The organism is Caulobacter sp. GW821-FHT10A06 (assembly GCF_059415805.1).
Genome location: NZ_JBWKNY010000001.1, coordinates 18,025 through 40,806 on the forward strand (window position 1 = coordinate 18,025; position 22,782 = coordinate 40,806).

A 22,782-nucleotide genomic window follows, 5' to 3' on the forward strand; every position below is an offset into this window, starting at 1 on the left:
GTAAAGGCTTCCTAAATCATCGGGCAAAGACCCGGACACATACACTGGTGGGGACCACGTGCTGATTGTATCTAATCCGTCAGCGGAACAGCGAACCTGTGTCGTGAAAGCGTCGCCGGTCGCTGAAAATCCGATGAAGCGAGCGATGGATATTCTGGTGGCGAGCGGCGCACTGCTGTTCTTCGCGCCCCTCCTCGTTCTGGTTGCCGCTCTGATCAAACTGGGATCGCCAGGTCCGGTGCTGTTCCGACAGTCTCGCGGCGGTCTGAATGGTCAGGCGTTCACGATCTTCAAATTTCGATCAATGCGATGTCAGGAGAACGGCTCCAAGGTCGTCCAGGCCAAGCGCGACGATGATCGAATCACCATGATCGGACGCATCATCCGCAAGACCAGCATCGACGAACTGCCCCAGCTCTTGAACGTGCTGCGCGGCGATATGTCGATCATCGGGCCCCGTCCCCACGCCCTGGCCCACGACGAGCAATATGGCGCGCTGATCGCCAACTACCACCTACGCTTCCGTGCGCGCCCCGGCCTGACGGGCCTAGCCCAGATCAAGGGGCTGCGTGGTGGCACTGGTGCGATCGAGGCGATGGCTGCGCGGATAGACGCGGATAATGAATATATCGAGCGTTGGACGTTTGGCGGTGACGTCAAGATTCTGCTGCTGACCGTGCCTCATCTGCTCCTCGCGGAAAATGCATACTAGTTAGTGGTGGAGTTCACGGCCTTGAGCCGCTGAACTCTGCGTCGGGGATATCTATGCAAACCGTTCTGGTAGTCGGTGGGGCCGGATATGTGGGCTCGCACACCTGCTTGGCGTTGGCCGAGGCGGGATTCCGGCCCGTCGTCTTCGATGATCTGTCCAACGGCCATCGCGAACACGTCCAGTGGGGGGCGCTGGAGGTCGGCGACATCCGTGACGCTGCGCGTCTGGACGCTGCCTTCGCCGAGCACTCGCCGGTCGCCGTGCTGCACTTCGCCGCACGTATCGAGGTCGGAGAGTCGGTCAAGGATCCTGGCGCGTTCTTCGAGAACAATGTTGGCGGCACGATCACCTTGATTGAGGCCGCGCGCCGAGCCGGGGTTAACGCCCTGGTGTTCTCGTCGACCTGCGCCACGTTCGGTGACCCTGTAAGCCTGCCTATGGACGAGAGCCATCCGCAGGCGCCGCTGAATCCATATGGTCGCAGTAAGCTGATGGTCGAGCAGGCGTTGGCCGACTACGACCGCTATGTGGGCTTCAAGAGCGCGGTGATGCGCTATTTCAATGCCGCAGGCGCGGATCCGGAAGGCCGTATCGGCGAGTGGCACGAACCCGAGACCCATGCCATCCCGCTGGCCATTCAGGTGGGCATGGGGCAGCGGCCGCATTTCACGATCTTCGGCGACGACTACGACACCCGCGACGGCACGGCCGTGCGCGACTACGTCCACGTACTGGACTTAGCCGACGCCCACGTCTCAGCCCTTCGCCGCCTTCTGGCAGGCGGCTCGTCGGAAACCTACAATCTGGGCACTGGTACGGGCACGACCGTGCGCGAGCTGGTCGACGGTGTAGGCCGGGCGGCCGGTGCGCCGCTGCGGGTCCAGATGGCCGCGCGCAGGCCGGGAGACGCCCCTATCCTCGTTGGCGACAACGCCAAGGCCCGTGAGCAATTGGGCTGGGCGCCGTCGCGGGATCTCGACGCGATCTTGTCGAGCGCCTGGCGCTGGCACCGGACGCAGGCGGGCAAAGTCCAATGACGGCCAGAACTAGAAATTCAGACTTTCACTTCAACAACACGAACAGCAGCGCTTTCGGGCGCTGTCAGCAGATCGGGATGCTTCGATGCGCGTAGCGATGATTGGCACGGGTTATGTGGGCCTGGTGTCGGGGGCGTGTTTCGCCGACTTCGGTCACGTGGTGACGTGCATCGACAAGGACCCGAGCAAGATCGAGCGCCTGGAGCGCGGCGAGATCCCGATCTTCGAGCCGGGCCTGGATGACCTGGTCGCCCGTAACGTCCGTGAAGGCCGCCTGTCCTTCACGCTGGAAGGCGCGCAAGCCATCAAGGACGCCGACGCGGTGTTCATCGCCGTCGGCACGCCGACCCGTCGCGGCGACGGCCACGCGGACCTGTCGTACGTCTACGCCGCCGCCGAGGAAATCGCCGGCCTGATCGACGGCTTCACCGTCGTGGTTACCAAGTCCACCGTGCCGGTCGGCACCGGTGACGAGGTCGAGGCGATCATCAAGAACGTGCGTCCTGACGCTCAGTTCGCCGTCGTCTCCAACCCTGAGTTCCTGCGCGAAGGCGCGGCAATCGAGGATTTCAAGCGTCCCGATCGCGTGGTCGTCGGCACCGACGACGAGCGCGCCCAGGCCGTGATGCGCGACCTCTATCGTCCGTTGTCGCTGAACGAGACCCCGATCGTCTTTACTGGTCGTCGCACCAGCGAGCTGATCAAATATGCCGCCAACGCCTTCCTGGCGATGAAGATCACCTTCATCAACGAGATGGCCGACCTGTGTGAAAAGGTCGGCGCGGACGTCCAGCAGGTCGCCAAGGGCATCGGCCTGGACAAGCGCATCGGTGGCAAGTTCCTCAACGCCGGCCCCGGCTACGGCGGTTCGTGTTTCCCGAAGGACACGATCGCCCTGGTCCGCACGGCCCAGCAGTACGGCGCGCCGACGCGCCTGATCGAGACAACGGTCGAGGTCAATAACTCGCGCAAGAAGGCGATGGCCACCAAGGTCGCCGACGCTATCGGCTCGACCGACCTGTCGGGTAAGACGATCGGCGTGCTGGGCGTGACCTTCAAGCCGAACACCGACGACATGCGCGACGCGCCCAGCCTCGACATCCTGCCGGCCCTGCAAGCCATGGGCGCCAAGGTCCAGGCCTTCGATCCGGAAGGCGCCAAGGAAGCCGCCCACATGCTGGCCGGTGTCGACTTCAAGGCCGGCGCCTATGACGTGGCCGAGGGCGCCGACGCCCTGGTCATCCTGACCGAGTGGGATCAGTTCCGGGCGCTCGACCTGGATCGCGTCAAGGGCCTGCTCAAGGCTCCGATCGTCGTCGACCTGCGCAACGTCTACAAGCCGGCGGAGATGGTCCGCCACGGCTTTACCTACGCCTCGATCGGCCGGGGTTGAGGCATGACGACCCCGATCATTGTAACGGGCGCTGCCGGCTTCATCGGCATGCATGTAGCCCAGCGCCTGCTGGACCGTGGTACGGCGGTGATCGGGGTCGATGTCTTCAACGCGTACTATGATCCGGCCCTCAAGGCCGCCCGGGCCGCGCGGCTGGAAGGCCGCGACGGTTTCCGAATGGTCCGGATGGACATCGCCGAGCACGAAGCCTTCGCCGAGCTGGTGAAGGTCTCGGGCGCCCGGCGAGTGATCCACCTGGCAGCCCAGGCCGGGGTCCGCTACTCGATCGAAAACCCTTTCGCCTATGAGCGCAGCAACCTGGCCGGCCACCTGTCGGTGCTGGAGGCCTGCCGCTACGCTGGCGTCGAACACCTGGTCTATGCCAGCTCGTCGTCTGTCTATGGCGACCGGTCGCTGAATGGTGACGGGTTCAAGGAGAGCGATCCGGCAGAAAGCCCGGTGTCGCTGTACGCCGCCACCAAGCGCTCGTGCGAGCTGTTGAGCCAGAGCTACGCCAAGCTTTACGGCTTTCCGCTGTCTGGCCTGCGGTTCTTCACCGTCTATGGCCCGTGGGGACGGCCGGACATGGCCTACTACGGTTTCACCGAGAAGATGCTGAAGGGGGAGCCGATCGAGGTGTTCGGCGAGGGCAGGATGGCTCGCGACTTCACCTATATCGACGACATCGTCGACGGCGTCCTGGGCGTGCTCGACCACCCGCCGGCCAAGGGAGGGCACGAGGTCTACAACATTGGCGACAACGATCCCGTCGGGTTGATGGACATGATCATCGCGCTCGAGGCGGCGCTGGGCGTGGAGGCCAACAAGATCTTCCGCCCAATGCAGCCCGGCGACGTCACCGCCACCTACGCCAATATCAACAAGCTCCAGGCCCTCTGCGGCTACCAGCCCAAGGTCGAGCTGGCCGAAGGCCTCCGGCGCTTCGTCGAATGGCGTAGCGCCTATACCGGTTAGGTCGCCAGTTGGCCGACTAGCGCTAGGCCATCTCATCAGAAGCAAGGACGCCGGCGTGAAGATCCTGTTCGCGACGACCAACTTCCCGCCTCAGACCGGGGGGCCTTCGCGGCAGTCCCTGGAGATCGTCGAGCAAATGCGGGCGCTCGGGCACGAGGTGGAAATCTGCCTGCCGCGCAACGCGCCCGACGAATCGAAGGTCTATCCTGGGGTTTGGCGGCTCGGCGACGATGCGCCGGGCGGTGGCGGCAAGCTGCTGCGGTGGCGCGACGACTGGCGCAAGGTCAGGCAACGGATCCGCGATTTCCAGCCGGACGTCGTTCACTTCCAGGTCTTCGGCGGAGTGCTCTGCCTGATGTTCGGCGCGGCGGCCAAGCTGGAAGGCGTTCCGAGCATCGTCAAGCTGACCGGAGAGCGCAGTTTCGAGAGCTCGGCCGAGGCGGCCCTTAAGGGCAGCGGCTGGCGCTCGGCCTTGCGATCGCGCCTCACTCTGGTGTTCCACAGCGTGCTGGACGCGCTGATCCTGAAGACGTTCAGCCAGCTCTGGGTGACGTCACCGGAATTCCACCAACGACTCTCCCGCCGTCGGTTCGCGCCGGCCTCGATGGTCATGATCCCAAACTTCATCGACCTCGCGCCGTTCGAGAAGATCGCCGACGCGCGGCAGGCCGAAGAGAACAAGGCCCAGGTCCCGGTGATCCTGACCCTCTGCCGCTTCCGGCCGTGGAAGGGCCTGTCGACGGTGATCCGCGCCGCAGCTTTGCTGAAGGCGAGGGGGATGGAGTTCGACTGGCGGATCCACGGCGACGGGCCGGAGTCCTACTGTCAACAGCTCGTCGCGGAAACCCAGGCGCTGGGCGTGGCCGATCGTATCCACTTCGGCGACGCGATCTCGCCCACGGAGGTCGCTGAAGCCTATCGGCAGGCCGAACTCTTCGTCTTGCTGAGCGACTACGAGCCGTTCGGGATCGTACTCGTCGAGGCGATGGCGAGCGGCGTTCCAATCGTCGCGACCTCGACGGGCGGCATTCCGTTCGTGATGGGCGAGGCGCTGCAGGAAAATCTGGTCGCCCCGGGCGACGCCGAGGCGGCGGCCACACTCATCGGCTGCCTGATCACGGATCGCGAACGTCGGACCCAGGCCGCCCTGGACGGGGCGCGTCGCGGGCGGGACTTCGGCCTCAAGGCGGGCATCGCCGCGCTTGAGGCCGCCTATCGCGATCTAGCTCGCTAGAGCCTTTCCCATCAGGAGCGGGGGACTGTCGCGCAGGCGTTCTGCTGCGACGTGGCCGCGAAGACCGGCGCGAAGGTTGGCGAGACATAGTCCGAGCCGAACAGGCTGAGGTGGTCGTCGTCGAAATAGAGCGGTTGACCACGCACCGACGTCAGGCAGCGACCATCGCGGCACAGCATCCGGGACGGGTAGAGCCGGTTCACGCCGTACTTGGCGGTTTCGGCGTCGAACACGTCCACGACCGACTGAGCGCGGGTCTCGAAGGTGCGCTGGTCGAGGGTAAAGGCAGCCGGATCGCGTCCCGCCCAGGCCATGCGCGCCAGGGTGTCGGGTGTTTTGTAGCCCACCTCGGGGATCGGATAGACCAGGAACACCTTCTTGCCCTGTTGGCACAGGGTCCGGAACGTCCTGTCGAAGGCCTCCTTGGCGAATGCCGTGGCTTCGGCCTCGGAAAGCTGGACGCCCGCTCGGTTTGACAGGGTAGTGGGTTCGTACTCTTCGGCGGGGCCCAGCAGAGGGGTCTTGCCGTGAAGCATGATGTTCCAGCGCGCGATGAGAACCACCCGATCGATCTCGGGGTGGTTACCCAGATACTTGATCACGGCGTTGTTGAAGTCGAAACAGCGCGGCTTCGGTGAACGCGCGTCGTTCGCCCCGAGCATTGGCCGGCAGGCGGGATAGCCGAAGAACACCGCGGACTGATTGTATTTCTTAGCTTGCTCACCGATGCCGGTGACGTAGGCGTTGGCGTGGCTGTCACCCCAGACCGCCACGGTCGGCGGAACGGCTGCGCCAAAGCGACAGGCTTTCTCAGGCTTCACGAACGGCTTTGGGCCATCGAAGCACTTATCCTGCATAGGGTTCTTGGAGTCGCTGAACGCCGCCAGGCGGACGACTTCCGACGGCAGTCGGCTTGCCCAGCCGTGCGAGAGGACCAGAGCGCCCGAAAGACCGAACACGGCCAGGATGCTGCCGCCGGCCGCCGTGAATACGGCCCGGCGGCTGATTGGGGAGGCCGAACCTCGGAAGGGTTGTTCGACATAGCGCCAGGAAAGGTAGGCTGCCGCGACGCTGGCAAGCAGCAGCACGATGCGTTGGAGCGGCGTGACGCGTTCGATCGACCAGTGCTCGAATAACACCAGCAACGGCCAGTGCCACAGATACAGGGAGAACGAGATCAGGCCGAAGAACACAAAGAAGCGGGTGGCCAGGACGCGCGAGACCCAAGGCTGTCCGTTGGCGCCGGCCCAGATGACCAGGCCGGTGCCGACACAGGCGGGCAGAGCCGCCCAGCCCGGAAAGGGTGTCGACTTGTGCAGCAGGGCGATGCTGCCGACGATCAGGGCCAGGCCTATGGTCGAAAAGACTTCGCGCGCTATGCGGCCCGAAATCGGGGGGAACACCTTGAGCGCCAGCAACGAGCCGATCAGCAGCTCCCAGCCGCGCGGCGGCAGCAGGAAGAAGCCCGCAGCGGAACCCCGATCGACCAGATAGACGGCTAGGGCGAAGGAGGCGAGGGCCGCCGCGGTCAGGATGGTCTTCATCCAGCGGCGCGCGAACTTGTTTAGGAGCCAGAGAAGGGGCGGAAAGACGACGTAGTACTGCTCCTCGACAGCCAAGCTCCAGGTGTGCAGCAGCGGCTTGAGGTCGGAAGCTTCGTCGAAGTAGCCAGTCTGTTTCCAGAACATGATGTTGGACACCGAGGCCGTGGCGGCGGCGGCCGACTTGGCGAAGCTGCTCAGTGCATCGGGTGTCAGGATGAAGATCGCGGCGATGAAGCAGCCGATCATCATTGCAAAGAAGGCCGGCAGGATCCGCCGCGCCCGCCGTTCATAGAATTTGATGATGTCGAATTTGCCGGCGTTCATCTCCTCATGAATGAGCGAGGTGATCAGGTATCCGGAGATGACAAAGAATATATCGACCCCGACAAAGCCGCCGTTTACGCCCGCGAGGTGAGCGTGGAACAAGATCACGGGCAAGATCGCCAGAGACCTCAGCCCATCGATGTCAGCACGATATTTCATCTATCCCCCCCTCGGGATAACAGCGGCGCCGGCGTAGTCGGATCAGGTGTTTGGGAGAGACGTAGGGCCAGCGGCCATACGCGACTTGAATTTGGCCCTGGCCCACTCCAGTCCACGCCGCATGCCGAAAACAAGCGTGACGCCCGGACCGCGGCCTGTGAGCCAGGCGATAGCCAGGATCAGCCCGCCGGTCGCGGCGAGCGCGGCGGCGTACACAGCTAGAAACAGGTGAGGGTGATCCGGCGGTAGGCGGACGGATTTCAGGACGAAAAGGTTGAGGCCGAGGATGGCGATCGTGACCACGGTGGTTTCGAGCACCGGGCGGATCGATAGGCCCACCAGCTTTCGCAGACGCCACAGGACCACCGGAGCCGCGGCCAGTTGACCACAGAACACGGCCGCGGCCGCGCCCTCGATCCCCCAGCGGGTAGTGAACGGCCAAAGCAGGCAGGCCATCACACCGACGCTGACCAGTCCGGTCATGAATTCCTGGCGCGACAGGCCCTTGGAGCGGATCACGTTTAGAATGACCAGATTGGTCGATTGCAGGGCGAAGCCCACCATCAGCCATTGCATAAGCGGCGCGGCCGAGAGCCAGCGCGGGCCGAGGACGAGCCCGACGAAGGCCTCGCCGAACGAGAAGACCGCCAGCAGGAGCGGAAGATAGGTGAGCTGGACGACGTTGAGCGAATGCGTCAGCAACCGCTGGGTTTTCTGTTGGTCCTCCTGCACCGAGGAGAACATCGGGAAGAAAATCCGGCTCACGACCAGCATGATCTGGCTGTGAGGCATGGACGAAAGGGCGAAACCCCGGTTGTAAAGGCCCAGGCTGGCCGCGTTAGAGACCATGCCGACGACGGTCGAGTCGAAGTTGCGGCTCATCCACACCAGGATGTTGTTGGCCTGGACCCAACCCGAGAACTTGTAGAGCTCGATGAACTTCTGCCGGTCCCAGTTCAGGCGGACCCGATAGGGGCCGACGAGGTAGGAGACAGTGATCTCGGCGACGACGCCCAGCACGTAGGCGGCGGCCAGGGCCCAGGCATTCTTCAGCCATAGCGCGAAGACGACGGCGCCCAGATAGCGGAAGACCGGGCGCTGGATGAGGATGAGGAACATCCGCCGCATTTCCATCTCGCGCTGGAACACGAGCGACTTGGGGCTGATGGCGCCGGAGAGCAGGATGCTGAGCAGCAGCAGCCAGGTGACGCCGATCGCGTCAGGCTGCTTGAAGAGGTAGATGCAGACGATCGGCGTGGCGAGCCCGAGAAGCAGGGTCGATATCGCGCCGATGGTCAGATTGGCTGTCCAGGCGACGTCCAGGAAGTCTTCGACCGGTCCCTTGCGCTGGATGATCGACGGGCCAAGGCCGAACCGGAAGACGGTCTCACCCAGGCCGACGATCATGAAGCCGATCGCAGTCAGGCCGAAGTCCTCGGGTTTCAGCAGGCGAGCGAGCGCGATGAGGCCGATGAACTGGGCGGCGAACTGGATGCCGTAGGCGCCGTAGGTCCACGCGAAGGCGGAGACGACCTTGTTGCCCAAGTTCTGGGAGTCACCCCTGGACATCGGATTTCCCAGTGGCGCTGGACGAGGGGATGAAGGCGGCGATTTCGCCCTTGGTGATGAATCGCAGGGCTCCACCGGGCGTGCAGTCGATCAGTTCGACGCCCATGTCCTCGAAATAGATCTGCAGGAGCACGAACATCGGCTCCATGGTCATGCGAATGTTCTGAGGAATGTTGCGATGGGCGAAGCGGGGCTCCTTCGAGAGGCCCGCGAAGTACTCCTGGCCGGGTTTGAACGAGGCGTCCACGCCGGTCAGCAGGATGCGCTTGTAGCCTTGGCCGACGGCGTGCTGGATCATGCTGAACACGACCGACCCACCGAAGCGATAGCCGTCCTCGGGATCGAAAGAGACCTCGTCCTTGTTGACGATATGGCCATTCAGCCAGGAGCGGATGCGCAGCTTCTTCAACGCCAACAGGAACTTGGCGCGACGGTTCACCAGCTGGCGCAGTGGCGTGAAATCGCGTCCGACCTGAGCGCGGATCAGCTCGACCGGCGGGTCAATGTACCGGAAGTCGCCGATGAAGAGCTGGCCCCTGTAGTCGCGCAGGTCGGCGCCGATCTCGGCCAGGCGAAACGGATCGGTGATGAAGATCGCCTGGGTCTCGCGGTTCCAGTGCGGGAACTTCATGTAGATCTGGTTCGAGCCCCAGACCGGCATGTGGTCGAACACCACCGGGTCCAGCTTGTCGATGGACGGCCCGTTGCCGAGGATCAGAATGGTCGAGTCGGTCAAGGCTTCAGGTTTCCTGGTGTTCGCGAAGCGCGTCGTGGACGCCTGCGGCCTGGGTGGTTGCCACGGTCCACGGGGCGATGAGTGGATTGAGCCGGAACAGCCTCATCTCATGCGACGGGGGCGGAAGGCGCGGAACGAGACCATTCCGGTCAGCACCAGCAGCGGCATGAGCAAGAACATGTCACGCGTCATGCTGACGACCTCCTTCGAGGTGCCGCCGAACTGGACGATGGCGTAGATGAGCAGGGGCCAGACGAGCGGTATGTCGGCGTTGCGTCTGGCGATCTCCACTAGAAATCGGTGGAATAGCCCAAACAAGCTCGCGACGATCAGTACGCCGAGAATATGGAAGTTCCAGTAGGACTCGACGACGCGGCCGATCGGGATGCCCCAGAAGCCGCGAGCCGGGAAGGGATCGCCGATCTCGTGGCCCGCATAGTTGATCCACATGTTGTAGGTGTCGGCCGCGCGGGGCTTGGTCGGCCAGACCGCGCGAGGAATCCAGGCGGACATGGCGTAGACATAGGTGCGTCCGAGAAGCAGGCCCTTTTGGTTGGCCCCCGCGAACGCCGCGAGATCCGTGTCCTCGGCGTTACGGCGTCCCGCTTCCTGGAGCGTGTTCTCGAACCACTTGCCGGCGTTGGCGGGATTCAGCAGAGACCAGTCGACGCTCTGGCTGGAATAGTCCTGTCGAACGGCCCCGAACCCGCCTAGCACGGCATAGGCCAGGACGGCGGCGCCGAGGGTCGGCAGGATCAGCACCTGGCGGCGCTTGCGCCACCACAGGACGAGCATGCTGACCGCCGGCGCCACGACCGAGCTGCGCGAGCCGGTCGTCAGCAGGGACGACGCGAAGGCTACGACCATGCCGATGATAAAGAGCGGATTGCGGAAGGGCACCTTCTCGTAGGCGAGCCAGACGGTGACCACGAGGGTGGAGAAGCTGGCGACTTCGAGCAGCGCTCCGATGTCAGCGAAGGCCGTGGTTCGGCCCGAACGCATGGCGACGAGATAGTGAGACAAGCCGCCAGCGGACTGGAACAGATACAGCGCCACGAGAGCCGAGACGCCGATCATGAGCGTGGCGATCAGGTTCATGTTGCGTGGCTGGGCGACGGCCAGTCGAGGCACCTTCATACCTCGACTTGCGAAGAACACCCAGTAGTAGACACCCAACGCCAGGCAGTAGGTCAGCGTCAGGCACAGCCTCGTCTGGTCCAGCTCCATCGTGGTGAGCCGAAGGCTCTGGGCGGCGCTCGCCGTGCTGGCGCTCAGATCCACCATGGGCTGCTGCAGGGGCGCGATGAGCGAGAAGGGATTTTTCACCGTCTCCTTGGCGATCGACATGATCGTCGGCAAGAAAAGCGGGTTCAGCCAGCCCGCGTCGCGCTTCACGAACGCGAATGGCAGGATCATGAGGAACGTCTCCAGCGCCTCGGCGAGGAAGCGCAGGACGATCAGCGGGCCCGCGGAACTGTCGATGACGACGACAACGGTCGGGAACAAAAGCCTGTAGAGCAGGAGATAGGCGACAACCAAAATGCGAGTGCCGACTCCAATATCGAGAAAGATATTGAAGGGGCGCGTCGCGACAGGCGATGCGTGACGTTCAGCCGGGACGTATCGTTCAGGATTCAAGGTTGTCACAACGTAACTCCGTTGGGCGTCCAAGCATGGGGCCCTAGGTCTTATGCTTAGTGTTCCTATCGCTAGGAAAGCGCCCGTTCATAACGGTCCGCGATCGGCCCGGTGCTGTACTCAAGTGCGCGTTTCTTCTGCGTCTCTTTTTTGACCGGCTCGTCCAGCGCCTGCATGATCGCGACGCTGAGCGCGGTGGGATCGCCGACCGGGGTCAGATGCCCGAACTGGCCATCCGCCAGAACCTCCGAAGGCCCGTAGGGACAGTCGGTGCTCACGACCGGCAGGCCGCACCATAGGGCCTCGACGAGAACGTTGGCCAAGCCTTCCCAGCGCGACGACAACACGAACAGGTCGGCGCCTGCCAACCAGTCGAGCGGCTTCTGTTGGAAACCGGCGAAATGAATCTTCTGGGTAAGGCCCAAGGTTTCGATCTGGGCGACGAGATCGGCCTTCAGCTCGCCTTCGCCCAGAATGACCAGCCCCAATGAGCGCTGGCGCGAGGCCTCGGCGAAGGCGCTCAGCAGCGTCGGGTAGTCCTTTTGCTTGGTCAAGCGACCACTGGCGATCAGGATCTTGTCGACTGGCGGCGTGAAAAGGCTCCGGAGGTCCTGCGCGACGGGTTCTGGCGCGCGGGGATCCACGATCGGGTTGGGGATCACGTGCAGGCTGTCGCGCCGCAGGCCGAAGAAGGCGGTCGCATCATCGGCGACGCCCTGGGAGATCGCGAAGAAGAGGTCGGCGGATTTGGCGATGCGCTTGTAGAGCGCTAGCTGTACCCGCTCGGCCATGGCGGCGCTTTGTGCGGCCACCACCGAAGGAGTGTTCTGGAAGCAGATCGCGACCTTGGCCTTGCGCCGCCAGAAGGGACGCGAAAGCAGCGCGTAGAGATCCAGGTGGAACAGCGCTGAGAACAGTATGTCGATCTCGTGCTCTTCCACGGCCTTGGACAACACCAGCGGCGTTTTCCAGGCGCTGGCGAGGTTGAGATTGACCAGGTTGACCGCCGGATGGAGCGTCGCCTCGTAGGCGCCGCCGCTGCGCAAGGTCAGGACCGTGACCTTCTGGCCGCGCGCCGCCAGTTCGCTGGCGAGATTCGCCATGGCGCGCTCGGCACCTCCGCCGCCCAGCGTGGTCGTCAAGAAGGCAATGTGCGGTTTAGGCATGGTTCTGATCTTTCAGACTGCGCAGATAGAGCAGGGCGCTCTTCTTCTGCTCCGCCAGCTTCGCCGGGGCGAACCGCTGCGCCTTCTCCCAGTTGGTCGTGGCGTCGCGCGCCATGGCCTCGGCAGGCTGGGTCGCGATCGTGACGATCCGGCGCGCCAGGGTCTCGACGTCGCCAGGCTTGTGCAGCCGTTCGGCGGGAAGCAACTCGGGATTGCCGCCCACGGTGCTGGCGATGGCCGGGCAGCCACGGCTCAGGGCTTCGACCAGGGCCCGCGGAAGGCCTTCCTGATAGCTGGGCTGCAGGTAGACGTCGATTTGGTCGAGCCAGCCGGAGACGGCGGCGCCGTTCGGTAGGACACCGTCGAAATGCACCTTGTCTTCCAGGCCCAGATCGCGGGCGAGGGTCTTGTAGGGCGACGGATCGCCTTCGCCCAGGACACGGTAGACGAACGGCGGCAGGTTCGGGGCGGCTTCCTTCAGCGCTGAGAGCGCGATATGGACGCCCTTCATGCGCGAAACCAGGGAGCCGATCGTGCCGAACACCAGCGGGCGCTGGCCATGGCCCTCGATCCGCCGCAGGCGAGCCTGCAGAACGTCGGGGCCGAAGGGCTGCAGGTTGACGTCCGAGGCCGCGACCGCGTGGCCTTTGGTCGGATAAGAGGTCTGCAGGAAGCGCTCGGTCACGTAGTGCGCGGCCGGGGCCCGTCCGACGGCCGAGGCCGTGCGGCGCTCGAGGACGGGAGCGTATAGCCGTGCGGCCAGGGAGCCGTGGTTCCACAGCCCATCGTGGGCGCTCGCGACGACCTCTGTTAGGTAGGGCTTGCCGTAGGCTCGGGCGGCCGCGCAGGCCGCGAGGCCGATCTCGCTGGGCAGACGGGCGATGACGACATCGGCCTTGGCGACCTCTTCGCGGACCTTCGCAGGCGTGGCGATGACTTCTCCAAGCCTGCGCACGCCGCGGCGATTGCCCATGAGCACGTGTCGCACGTTGGGACCGGCCGACAAGACCAGTTTGCCGTGGTCGGACGTCAGATTGCCGCCCCGGCCGAGCACCACCAGTTCGTCGAAGACTTCCAGGTACTGCTGCCAGAGTGAATAGGGGTACTTCCCGCCGAGCGTGAAGATTTGATCTTCATGGACCTCGAAGCGGTGGTCCATGGCGAAGAGAAGTTTCATCGATCGGCGCCCGCCAGTTCGGGTTTGCGCTCCAGGATCGCGCTGTAGATCTGCTCGAGATGGCGCCCCATCGAGCCGACGCTCCACGCCGAGAGGTCCTGCGCGCTGGCGTTGCGGCTCAGGCGCTCGGCGAGGGCGGCGTCCGTGAGGATGTTGACGATCGGCGCGGTCATGGCTGACAGGTCGTCGAGCGGGACGAGGTAGGCGGTCTGGTCGTGCTTCGCCACGTCTTCCACGCCGGGCAGATGCGTGACCACGATGGGGCGGGCGCAGAGCGCATACTGGACCACAACCCGCGGCAAGCCTTCGCGCTCGGAAGAGAGCGCGCAGACGTCGGCGCGCTTCATCCAGCGCTGAGGATCCTTGCGATAGCCGATCAGGTGAACCTTGTCGCTCAGGCCCAGCTGCTCGGCGCGCCGCGTGATGCGATCGCGATCATGTCCTTCGCCGAGCAGGACGAAGCGAGCGTTCGGGACGCGCTTGGCGACCTCGGCGGCGACATCGAGGAACTCGTATTGCCGCTTGCGCGGCTCCAGCGCCGCGACCATCAGCACGATTTTCATGTCGCGGGCCTGAGCGACCGTGACGCCCAGGGTCGCCGCGACCTCTTCGTCGGGAACCGGATCGGCTTCGGCGAAGAGTTGGGTGTCCATGCCGCTGGGCACCACGTGGTGCCGACCCACGCCCAGGCCGCGCTCGACGCAGGCGGTCTGCATGCCGTGGCTGACATTCACGAAGGCGTCCGTCGAGCTGTCGACCGCTTTCTCCGCACCGAGATAGATGAATTCCTCGAACGGACCGACATTGAGAAAGGGGAGGATGTGAACGCCGTGAACGACGGCCCGCGCCCCGACCATTCTTGCGGCGGCGCGGCCCAGAATGCCCGCCTTGCTGGTGTGGGTGTGAACCACATCCGGCTTTTCCCGACGGATGATCGCGGCCATCTCAAAGAAGGCGCGGATGTCGTTGATCGGGCTGACGCGGCGCACCAGCGACCGCGAGAGAACCGGCTTGGCGTCTGGGTGCAGACGGTCGAGCATCTCCTTGGAGTACTCGGCGCCATAGACCAGGATCACCTCGTGTCCTGCTTCCGCCTGGGCGTTGCACGACAGCAAGGTGTTCTCATCGGCTCCGCCACGAACCAAGCGCGTAATGACGTGTAAGATCTTCATGGTGCTATTCAATCGGTCCGCAGAGAATGTTCTCTATCGTCATACGAGCCGTCTCCTCCCCCTGGAGCCATTCCTTCCAAGTTCTTCGGCGCTGCTTTGCGGATAAGACCTGAAGCAGCGCCGGCTCGGACAGCGATGTAAGATCTATCTACAAGATGGACTTGAAGTATCCGATAGCTTTCGTCAGTCCCTCTTTGAGGGGAATCGTCGGTTCCCAATTCAAGTCGGCCTTCGCGAGGCTGATGTTGGGGCGTCGTTGCTTGGGGTCATCCGACGGAAGCGGCAGGAAGACCAATTCGGACTTGCTGTCCGTGAGCTCGATCACGAGCTGGGCCAGTTGCAACATGGTGAATTCGCCGGGATTGCCCAGGTTGATGGGGCCGGTGACGCCCTTGGGTGTTTCCATCAGGCTGATCAGGCCGTTTACCAGGTCGTCGACATAGCAGAAGGAGCGCGTCTGCGTGCCGGCGCCGAAGATAGTGATCGACTCGCCCTTCAATGCCTGGACGATGAAGTTGGAAACTACGCGCCCGTCATTGGGGTGCATGCGCGGGCCATAGGTATTAAAGATCCGCGCGACCTTGATCTCGATGTCGTGCTGGCGCCAGTAGTCGAAGAACAGCGTCTCGGCGCAGCGCTTGCCTTCATCGTAGCAGGACCGGATGCCGATTGGGTTCACGTTGCCCCAATAGCTTTCCACCTGAGGGTGGATTTCCGGGTCGCCATAGACTTCCGACGTGGAGGCCTGAAGGATCTTCGCCTTGGTCCGGCGCGCGAGACCCAACATATTGATCGCGCCGTGCACGCTCGTCTTGGTCGTCTGGACCGGGTCGAACTGATAGTGAACGGGGGAGGCCGGGCAGGCAAGATTGTAGATCTTGTCCACCTCGACGAAGAGCGGAACCGTCACGTCGTGCCGGAGCAACTCGAACCGAGGATTGCTCAGAAGGTGCGAGATGTTACTTCTGCGACCGGTGAAGAAGTTGTCCACGCACAGCACTTCGCTGCCTCTTGCGAGCAACGTTTCACAGAGATGCGATCCGATGAAACCGGCCCCACCGGTAACCAATACCCGCTCATCCAGGTGCATTAGTAAGGTTCTCCGTTTGCGACCAGGCGTCTATCGTTGGTTCTTGCTTGGTCGCAACAGTGTTGATGTTGTCGTCGTTGATGTTGGTGTCGGACTTCTGGTTAATTCCTCGCGGCCTTCCGACGAAGACGGTCGGCGAGGTTTTGATTGCCTGAGAACTCTGGGTGATCAGGCTGGTTCAGGGACGGCGTTCACGATGTCCTCGAGGTAGACCTGATAGAGCGCTTTCGCGATCCGGTAATCCTCGATGTAATCGATGTCGATGCCGGCGATCTTTGAGAGCTTTTCCTTGAAGGGGTTGGGGCCAAGAAAGTACCCAAGCTCCATGATGTCCTTCTTGTTCATCATGTAGATGCTGTTGGTCACCCGATACAGGTCGGGAAGGTCCTGCGAAATCGTATGGTTTCTATCGGCGCGATAGTTCAGCGGGCCATCCTTGCCCCAAAGATACTCGCGCATTTCATTGACGCCGACGAGCGAGTCGTTGTCGCCCTCGATGACGTGCTGCTTATAGTTGGCGAAGGCCTTGCCGTACTCGGTGGGCGACATCAGCGGGCAGACCACGGTGCACCAGGCCACGTGCTCGTGCGGAATGTCCTTTACGATGCCGGTGATGATTTCGCTGAAGGGCAGGACGTGGTCGCGCGAGAGGATGGGTTCGCGTTCGTGGATCGAAACTCCCAACTGCTGGGCGATCTCGAGGAAATTCGCATCTTCGGAACTGAAGTAAATGTTCTTGGCTGGAACGACCTTTTTGAGCTGATTTAGCTTCCAGGCGATCAGGTTGTCGCTATTTCCGAAAGGTAGCATGCTCTTATTCTTGATCCTGGAGCTTCCCTTGCGGGCCGGGACCACAATTGCCAGGTCATAGTCGAGTTCGAACATTTCCTTGCTCCTGCTGTATTTTGTCTGTTTTTATAGACTTATTTTGATTTCTTATCGGTCGAAATGCGGAGCGAGAGCAGGGCCTGCGAGGCAGGCGCGCCAAAAGCTGTCGGGGCTTCCACGGAGCCTCGATGCTCACACGCCTGGCGTGTGCCGGTTGGTGTATTCATGTTTATAACCTCGCCTTCGCGCTCATGGCGTCAGCGATCCCCACGCTCCGCATCAGGCCCCGTACGTCCGGCCGTTCCTGGGATCAGTACAGCTGATCTCCTAAGAAGCTGTGCCAAAGCGCCCCCGTCATCGATAACGAGGTTGCCCAATGCGTCTTCAAGTGTCCCTTTAGCTCAGGGTTACGCTGCGGGCGATATCTTTATCGCTTTGGAAAGTCGTTTTTGTCCGCTGGTGTGAAATCAGGCACTTGTCCCGTTAAGCGAACAGGGGGCGGCTTGATTACGGGTCGTGGTTAATTATGACGTCACTGGTCAATATATGCGTACTATTTTTGAAGCTCCCTTGACCTAAAGCATCAGAGAGAGCGTCTGGTGTCTTCGGCGCGCTAAGCGCGCTCGTTGCTACAACAATCCCAGGTCCGTCGCGGTTTGCTGCGGGAAGACAGTGTTGAGCGCCGATGGGGAAAGCCCGTACAGGCGCTTGGCGACGCCGCCGATCAGTGCGCGATAATCCGTCAGTACAGGGAGGTCGCGGTCCTGATTGAGCGTGGAAGCGGTCAATGCCACCTGCTGTCCGACCATGCGACCGCCACTGACCGAGCCGCCGAGCACCCAGTAGACGCTGCCATGGCCGTGGTCCGTGCCCTTGTCGCCATTCTCCCGGAAGGTGCGGCCGAACTCGGAGACGACGACGATCGTCGTGTCTGCCCAGGTGTCCGGACCCAATTGATCGATCAGCGCGGTGAGGCCTCGGCCAAATTGCCTGGCGCGATCGGCCAAGGCGCCGGTCGCGCCGCCTTGGTTGACGTGCGTGTCCCAGCCGCCGACGTCCAGGAAGGCCAGGTTGTAGTCTTGCCGAAGCATCTGGCCGACGCGGCGCATGGAGAGTTCGAAGGCGCTGGGCGTCGGGGTGATCATGTTGGCCCCGATCGAGCGGTAGGCCTGGTCTCTCACCTTGAAGCCTTCGCCGATCGGCGCGGCCAGCGCATGATCTTGGTACATCCGCATGATCTCCGCCGTTTGGCGGGCGTCGAGGGCGGGTTTGCCCGCCGTAACGACGGCGACGTTTGGGACCGCCTCCAGGCCTTGGAAGGCCAGGGGGGGCTGAGTGGTGAAGGCGATCGGCCGTGGGCCGTTGAGCTGCTCGGCCAGCCGGGCCAGGAAGCCCGATCGGTAGTTGCGCAGGCCGTTCGCCGGCTGGCCCATCTCGATGGTGTCCTGGGTTTCGAAATGGCTGCGGGTGAGGTCGTCGGAGCCGGCGAAGGGGACGAAGGCGATCTGCCGCTTCTGCCAAAGCGGCAGGAGGCTGTCCTTTAGCGCAGGATGTAGTCCCCATTCGCCGTCGAGTGCGACCGCCGCATTCGGATCCGTGGCGTTGGGCCTGGCGATTGCGATGGTTGGGCGCGCTTCGTAGTAGAAGTCGCTGCCGGTCGGGACGATCAGGCTGAGGGCGTCGTAGCCGCCCCGCAGGAAAATGGTCAGGAAGCGCGGCGCGTCGACGCCGGCGCTCCAGGCGCGCCCGCTCACGAGCGTGGCCGAGGCGGCGAGGCTGGCGGTCAGGAATGCGCGTCGATGCATGGGCGTTACCGGAACAGGAACTCGGGGGACGAAAGGAAGATAGCGTTCCATTCGTCGGGTGTGCGCGCCTGGGTGAGTGCGGCCTTGGTGTTGGCGCTCAGCGGCCGATACTGGTCGCCAAGGATCGACGTTTCGAGCTGTGGCGGTGACGGTCGAGCGCCATCGGGAGTGTTGGACTTCTTGAACAGGCTGGGTGTGTTCGCGCCGATCTGGCGCGCCACATCAAACAGTGTTGCTAACTGACCAGGGCCGGACCAGGCGGTGTTTTCCAGGGCGTAGCCATCGGGAGTGTCGCGCCCGTAAACGCTCTGGCCCAGCGCATCGGTCCAAGTCTTCAACGGCACCGGATCGGTGATGATTCGATCATTACACGTCAAGCGAACGGCGGAGACGACGTAATGGACAGGATCTTTTATCTTTCGGCCGAGGGATGTGTCGAATTCCCTGGAGTGGAAGAGCTCCGCCAGAACCTCGGCGATGTCGCCGTCCGTTCGGAGGAAGGTCGAGGCCATGCGGTCCACCACGCTCTGAGGCGCGGAATCCATAAAGTAGAGCGCCAGCTTCCTCGAGATGTGCCGGGCGGTCGCTGGCTGCGTGGCCAGGATGTCGAGCACCTGGTCGAGCTCGGAGGGGCCCGCGCCGGAAATCCGGTGATTGAGTAAGGTCTTGTCGCCGAAGTCATGGTTGTCGGGATTGAACTCCATCAGATTGGCGCGGACGTAGAGCGCGCGATGATCCGGCTTCAGCGAGGGCGGACCCGGAGCCACGCTGAGGCCGAAGCCGGTAAGTATGCGCGCCATTTCCTCCACGTCCTTTTGGGTGTAGCCGGATCCGACCCCGAGGGTGTGCAGCTCGAGGATTTCCCGCGCGTAGTTCTCGTTGATGCGGCCGACCGCGTTCTTGTCATTGTCGAGGTAGCGAAGCATAGCTGGGTGTAGCGCGACGGCCCGCAGTATATCCCGGAACTTGCCAAGGGCCCGGGGGCGGATAGCCTTGTCCTCGAAATCGCCGACCGTGACGCGGATGTCGCCCTTTTCAGCCTCGACGTTGAAGTGGTTGAACCAGAACCAGGTCATCTGTTCTTGCAACTGGTTCTGCGAATAGACGGCGCGCAGGAGCGATCGGGTGATGGCTTCCTGTTTCAGGTCCGCCATCGCCTTCTGATGCGCGCGCTGGGCGGTCAGGCGCTCGGCCGGGTCTTGAACTTTCTGCGCGGCCTTGCCTTGGGCTCGCGTCGCGATGGCGATCTCGAGCGGCGTTTCGCGTGAAATGCGCATGGCGTCGATCTGCGCCTGGATCGGTGCGGGGAGCGGGGCGGCGGGATCGGGATGGAGCTGCTGCTTGAGCCAGCGGCGCGGACCGAGCCGTTCGACATCTTCCATTGCCCGAGCAGTGCGCCCCCAGGTGATCCTGTCCACCAGCGCTCCGACATCGGCCGGCGCAGCGGCGGCGCGCTCGCCGCCGAGGACGAGCAAGAAGGCGAAGGTAAGCGAGATCCAGAGCTGACGCATACTCAAGCCTCTCCGGGGGGGGGCTCATCAGCTCAAGAGGCTGGGGCGAATTCAAGGCGCACGCGGTGTGCGGAAACGCCTTTGCCACAAGCAAAATCGTAGAGGTGTGCGCTAGGATTGATGTCGGAGATTGGAGGCCCGGCCCGGAATCGAACCGGGGTGCACGGATTTGCAGTCCGCTGCGTCACCACTCCGCCACCGGGCCATCCGGGTGTCGACGCAAATCACGTCGGCGGGGGAGGGCGTTCGATACAGGAGCGTTTGCGGGCTCGCAACTGGCAAATCGCACGCGCCGCCGATCACGTCTCCATTGCACACCTGGGCCTACGATCTGGGAAAGCGGGGATTCTTGCGCTATGCCGGAGCTCGGCTGGGGCATGCCAAGAATAGGATGATGAGGGGAGACTGCCGGAAGTCCTTCATTTCGTAGAAGGTCCTTTCCGCGAGGGCGCTGAGCGCCGCCTTTCCAGAGAAATAATGAGTTTGCAGCTAATCCATATTCTGATCACCGGCGGGGCCGGCCAAGTCGGCCTCGAACTTCAGCGCGCGACCTGGCCTGCCGATGTCGTCCTTCACGCGCCCACGCGCGATCAGCTGGATCTGACCAGCGCGGCGTCGATCCAAGCGCTTTTCGACCAGGTTCCGTTAGCGGCGGTCATCAACAGCGCCGCCTGGACGGCTGTCGACAAGGCCGAGACCGAGGTCGCCGGAGCGTTCGCCGCCAATGCTGGCGGGCCGGCCTTGCTGGCCGACGCCACGCGCGAGCGCGGGATCCCACTGATCCAGGTCTCCACAGACTATGTGTTCGACGGCGACAAGACGCAGCCCTATGTCGAGAGCGACCCGGTCGCGCCGATCGGCATCTATGGCGCCTCGAAGCTGGCCGGCGAGATGGCGGTGCGGCTGGGCAATCCGCGTTCGGTTGTGCTGCGGACGGCCTGGGTGCTGAGCGCTCATCGCGCCAACTTCCTGAAGACCATGTTGCGGCTGGCGGCCGATCGTCCGGCGCTGCGGGTGGTTGATGACCAGCATGGCTGTCCGACCTCGGCGACCGATATCGCGGAGGCGCTGAAGGTTATCGCGCTGCGCATGATCGCCGACGAGGGGGCGCCGACCGGCGTCTATCACTTCGTCAATGCGGGCGAGGCCAGCTGGGCCGACCTGGCGCGGGAGGTGTTCCGCCTCAGCGCGGAGGCCGGCGGTCCGTCTGCCGAGGTCGAAGGCATTCCGTCCGAGCAGTATCCCACGCCGGCGCGCAGGCCGAAGAACTCGCGCCTGTCGACGGCCAAGCTCACCGCCGACTACAGCATTCAGCCCCGCGCCTGGCAGCCCGCCGTGGCCGACATCATCACCGAACTGAACTCTCAAGGAGCCCGCGCATGAAGGGCATCATCCTGGCCGGCGGCTCCGGCACGCGCCTGCATCCCATGACCTTGGTGACGTCCAAGCAGCTGATGCCGGTCTACGACAAGCCGATGATCTACTATCCGCTGTCGACGCTGATGCTGGCTGGCATCCGCGAGGTGCTGATCATCTCGACGCCGCGCGATGTGCCGAGCTTCCAGGCGCTGCTGGGCGACGGCTCGCAGTGGGGTATGGAGATCCAGTACGCGGTCCAGCCCAGCCCGGACGGCCTGGCCCAGGCCTACATCATCGGCGCGGAGTTCGTGGGTAACAGCCCGTCGGCGCTGATCCTGGGCGACAACATTTATTACGGCCACGGCATCACGAGCCTGTTCACCAACGCGATGAAGCGCGAGGGCGGGGCGACCGTGTTCGCCTATCACGTCAACGACCCCGAGCGGTACGGCGTGGTCGAGTTCGACCGGGGCATGAAGGCGGTGTCGATCGAGGAGAAGCCGAAGTCGCCGAAGTCCAACTGGGCGGTGACCGGCCTCTATTTCTACGACGCCGACGTCATCGAGATCGCCAAGAACCTGAAGCCGTCCGCGCGCGGGGAGTTGGAGATCACCGACGTCAATCGCGCCTACCTCGAGCGCGGCGACCTGGCCGTCGAGATCATGGGGCGGGGCTATGCCTGGCTGGACACCGGCACGCCCGACAGCCTGGTCGAGGCCGCTGAGTTCGTGCGGGTGCTGGAGAAGCGTCAGGGCTTCAAGATCGCCTGCCCCGAGGAGATCGCCTTCCAAAAGGGCTTTATCGACGCGGCGCAGCTCGAAAGGCTGGCCGACGCGCTGGGGAAGAGCACCTACGGCGCTTACCTGCGCAACAACGTCCTGAACCGCTCTTCGCAATAGATCTGCGGCTCTTGCCGCTCAGAGTTGAGCCTGGTCCCAAAATTCGGGACTAGGCGCTCTGATCACCCCATTTTTTTGCCAGCGCTGGCACGAACGCGTTGACACCCATCCGGCTTTGCCGAAGCTTTGTCTCGATCGCGTCGGGATACTTCGGCGCGCGGACAAATCGGGCCTGTGGCGTTGCTGCATGACACCGGTATCAATAGGGAAGGGGAGCTGATGACCAGGTTCATCCTCGCGCGCCGTGCCGCCGCGCCGCTCGCGCCTTCCACCACCCTCATCGTCAAGGAACCACGTCCCCCGTGGACTTCGGGAGCCGGTTTCCGCCGGCTCCCGTCTCTTTGGCGCGGCGCTCCGTTGCGGAGGGCCTGAGGTCCCCGTCGGGGACCGATCACCGCGCCTGTTCGTCGACCTCAAAAAAGAACGACGGGCGCTTCCTGGGAGGGAGACACAG

At 63.5% G+C, this 22,782-nt stretch carries 18 protein-coding genes and 1 tRNA gene; 7 read left to right on the plus strand and 12 right to left on the minus strand.

Annotated elements, in window-relative coordinates; all coding sequences use genetic code 11:
- Positions 1–58 precede the first annotated feature (58 nt).
- The 5 genes from AC07NF_RS00105 (at position 59) to AC07NF_RS00125 (ending at position 5,351) form a co-directional block, all read left to right on the plus strand.
- The gene (locus tag AC07NF_RS00105; protein ID WP_494632753.1) at positions 59–712 is read left to right on the plus strand and encodes a sugar transferase; all 654 of its coding nucleotides are present in this window, start codon (positions 59–61) and stop codon (positions 710–712) included.
- Positions 713–765: 53 nt separating this feature from the next.
- Positions 766–1,749: a UDP-glucose 4-epimerase GalE gene (gene galE, locus AC07NF_RS00110; RefSeq protein WP_494632750.1), complete on the plus strand. Its 984-nt coding sequence runs from the start codon at positions 766–768 to the stop codon at positions 1,747–1,749.
- A gap of 85 nt (positions 1,750–1,834) precedes the next feature.
- The gene (locus AC07NF_RS00115) at positions 1,835–3,142 is read left to right on the plus strand and encodes a UDP-glucose dehydrogenase family protein (protein WP_494632744.1); all 1,308 of its coding nucleotides are present in this window, start codon (positions 1,835–1,837) and stop codon (positions 3,140–3,142) included.
- Positions 3,143–3,145: 3 nt separating this feature from the next.
- Positions 3,146–4,117 carry an NAD-dependent epimerase/dehydratase family protein gene (locus AC07NF_RS00120; RefSeq protein WP_494632742.1) on the plus strand — a complete coding sequence of 324 codons (972 nt, stop codon included), beginning with the start codon at positions 3,146–3,148 and terminating at the stop codon, positions 4,115–4,117.
- A gap of 55 nt (positions 4,118–4,172) precedes the next feature.
- The gene (locus AC07NF_RS00125) at positions 4,173–5,351 is read left to right on the plus strand and encodes a glycosyltransferase family 4 protein (protein ID WP_494632737.1); all 1,179 of its coding nucleotides are present in this window, start codon (positions 4,173–4,175) and stop codon (positions 5,349–5,351) included.
- Positions 5,352–5,362: 11 nt separating this feature from the next.
- On the opposite strand, the gene AC07NF_RS00130 is transcribed toward AC07NF_RS00125, so the two are convergent.
- The 12 genes from AC07NF_RS00130 to AC07NF_RS00185 all read right to left on the minus strand — a co-directional run bounded on the left by AC07NF_RS00130 (position 5,363) and on the right by AC07NF_RS00185 (position 20,275).
- Complete coding sequence (locus tag AC07NF_RS00130; RefSeq protein WP_494632733.1) at positions 5,363–7,378, minus strand: acyltransferase family protein; 2,016 nt, start codon at positions 7,376–7,378, stop codon at positions 5,363–5,365.
- A gap of 42 nt (positions 7,379–7,420) precedes the next feature.
- Entirely contained in the window at positions 7,421–8,923 is a 1,503-nt protein-coding gene (locus AC07NF_RS00135) for a lipopolysaccharide biosynthesis protein (RefSeq protein ID WP_494632732.1), read from the minus strand.
- Positions 8,924–8,933: 10 nt separating this feature from the next.
- Positions 8,934–9,683: a hypothetical protein gene (locus AC07NF_RS00140; protein WP_494632731.1), complete on the minus strand. Its 750-nt coding sequence runs from the start codon at positions 9,681–9,683 to the stop codon at positions 8,934–8,936.
- Positions 9,684–9,785: 102 nt separating this feature from the next.
- The gene (locus AC07NF_RS00145; RefSeq protein WP_494632730.1) at positions 9,786–11,330 is read right to left on the minus strand and encodes a hypothetical protein; all 1,545 of its coding nucleotides are present in this window, start codon (positions 11,328–11,330) and stop codon (positions 9,786–9,788) included.
- Positions 11,331–11,392: 62 nt separating this feature from the next.
- Positions 11,393–12,487, minus strand: a complete 1,095-nt coding sequence (locus AC07NF_RS00150) for a glycosyltransferase (RefSeq protein WP_494632729.1) — start codon at positions 12,485–12,487, stop codon at positions 11,393–11,395.
- Positions 12,480–13,664 (minus strand): glycosyltransferase family 4 protein, encoded by a 1,185-nt coding sequence (locus AC07NF_RS00155; protein ID WP_494632726.1) that lies wholly within the window; start codon positions 13,662–13,664, stop codon positions 12,480–12,482. Before AC07NF_RS00155 ends, AC07NF_RS00150 begins: the two co-directional genes overlap by 8 nt.
- Entirely contained in the window at positions 13,661–14,836 is a 1,176-nt protein-coding gene (locus tag AC07NF_RS00160) for a glycosyltransferase (RefSeq protein ID WP_494632725.1), read from the minus strand. The genes AC07NF_RS00155 and AC07NF_RS00160 overlap by 4 nt, the downstream gene beginning before the upstream one ends.
- Before the next feature lie 148 nt (positions 14,837–14,984).
- Positions 14,985–15,926: a UDP-glucuronic acid decarboxylase family protein gene (locus tag AC07NF_RS00165; protein ID WP_494632723.1), complete on the minus strand. Its 942-nt coding sequence runs from the start codon at positions 15,924–15,926 to the stop codon at positions 14,985–14,987.
- A gap of 168 nt (positions 15,927–16,094) precedes the next feature.
- On the minus strand, positions 16,095–16,811 hold the full coding sequence (locus AC07NF_RS00170; RefSeq protein WP_494632720.1) for an acylneuraminate cytidylyltransferase family protein: 717 nt from the start codon (positions 16,809–16,811) through the stop codon (positions 16,095–16,097).
- A 572-nt stretch (positions 16,812–17,383) separates the two neighbouring features.
- On the minus strand, positions 17,384–18,610 hold the full coding sequence (locus AC07NF_RS00175; RefSeq protein WP_494655315.1) for a DUF1501 domain-containing protein: 1,227 nt from the start codon (positions 18,608–18,610) through the stop codon (positions 17,384–17,386).
- Positions 18,565–20,070, minus strand: a complete 1,506-nt coding sequence (locus AC07NF_RS00180; RefSeq protein ID WP_494632713.1) for a DUF1800 domain-containing protein — start codon at positions 20,068–20,070, stop codon at positions 18,565–18,567. Before AC07NF_RS00180 ends, AC07NF_RS00175 begins: the two co-directional genes overlap by 46 nt.
- Before the next feature lie 131 nt (positions 20,071–20,201).
- Positions 20,202–20,275 (minus strand) — tRNA-Cys (locus AC07NF_RS00185).
- Between the two features lie 272 nt (positions 20,276–20,547).
- On the opposite strand from AC07NF_RS00185, the gene rfbD reads away from it, so the two are divergent.
- Together rfbD and rfbA are read left to right on the plus strand one after the other, a co-directional pair.
- A complete protein-coding gene (gene rfbD, locus AC07NF_RS00190) occupies positions 20,548–21,453 on the plus strand; it encodes a dTDP-4-dehydrorhamnose reductase (RefSeq protein ID WP_494632709.1) in 906 nt (301 codons plus the stop codon).
- Positions 21,450–22,328 carry a glucose-1-phosphate thymidylyltransferase RfbA gene (gene rfbA, locus AC07NF_RS00195; RefSeq protein ID WP_494632707.1) on the plus strand — a complete coding sequence of 293 codons (879 nt, stop codon included), beginning with the start codon at positions 21,450–21,452 and terminating at the stop codon, positions 22,326–22,328. The genes rfbD and rfbA overlap by 4 nt, the downstream gene beginning before the upstream one ends.
- Positions 22,329–22,782: the final 454 nt, after the last annotated feature.

What these genes read in the sequence shown, in the direction of transcription:
- AC07NF_RS00165 (WP_494632723.1), bottom strand. Translation starts at nt 15,926, where the DNA reads ATGCACCTGGATGAGCGGGTATTGGTTACCGGTGGGGCCGGTTTCATC.
- AC07NF_RS00120 (WP_494632742.1), top strand. Translation starts at nt 3,146, where the DNA reads ATGACGACCCCGATCATTGTAACGGGCGCTGCCGGCTTCATCGGCATG.
- AC07NF_RS00160 (WP_494632725.1), bottom strand. Translation starts at nt 14,836, where the DNA reads ATGAAGATCTTACACGTCATTACGCGCTTGGTTCGTGGCGGAGCCGAT.
- rfbA (WP_494632707.1), top strand. Translation starts at nt 21,450, where the DNA reads ATGAAGGGCATCATCCTGGCCGGCGGCTCCGGCACGCGCCTGCATCCC.
- AC07NF_RS00180 (WP_494632713.1), bottom strand. Translation starts at nt 20,070, where the DNA reads ATGCGTCAGCTCTGGATCTCGCTTACCTTCGCCTTCTTGCTCGTCCTC.
- AC07NF_RS00175 (WP_494655315.1), bottom strand. Translation starts at nt 18,610, where the DNA reads ATGGAACGCTATCTTCCTTTCGTCCCCCGAGTTCCTGTTCCGGTAACG.
- AC07NF_RS00115 (WP_494632744.1), top strand. Translation starts at nt 1,835, where the DNA reads ATGCGCGTAGCGATGATTGGCACGGGTTATGTGGGCCTGGTGTCGGGG.
- galE (WP_494632750.1), top strand. Translation starts at nt 766, where the DNA reads ATGCAAACCGTTCTGGTAGTCGGTGGGGCCGGATATGTGGGCTCGCAC.
- AC07NF_RS00130 (WP_494632733.1), bottom strand. Translation starts at nt 7,378, where the DNA reads ATGAAATATCGTGCTGACATCGATGGGCTGAGGTCTCTGGCGATCTTG.
- rfbD (WP_494632709.1), top strand. Translation starts at nt 20,548, where the DNA reads ATGAGTTTGCAGCTAATCCATATTCTGATCACCGGCGGGGCCGGCCAA.
- AC07NF_RS00170 (WP_494632720.1), bottom strand. Translation starts at nt 16,811, where the DNA reads ATGTTCGAACTCGACTATGACCTGGCAATTGTGGTCCCGGCCCGCAAG.
- AC07NF_RS00150 (WP_494632729.1), bottom strand. Translation starts at nt 12,487, where the DNA reads ATGCCTAAACCGCACATTGCCTTCTTGACGACCACGCTGGGCGGCGGA.
- AC07NF_RS00155 (WP_494632726.1), bottom strand. Translation starts at nt 13,664, where the DNA reads ATGAAACTTCTCTTCGCCATGGACCACCGCTTCGAGGTCCATGAAGAT.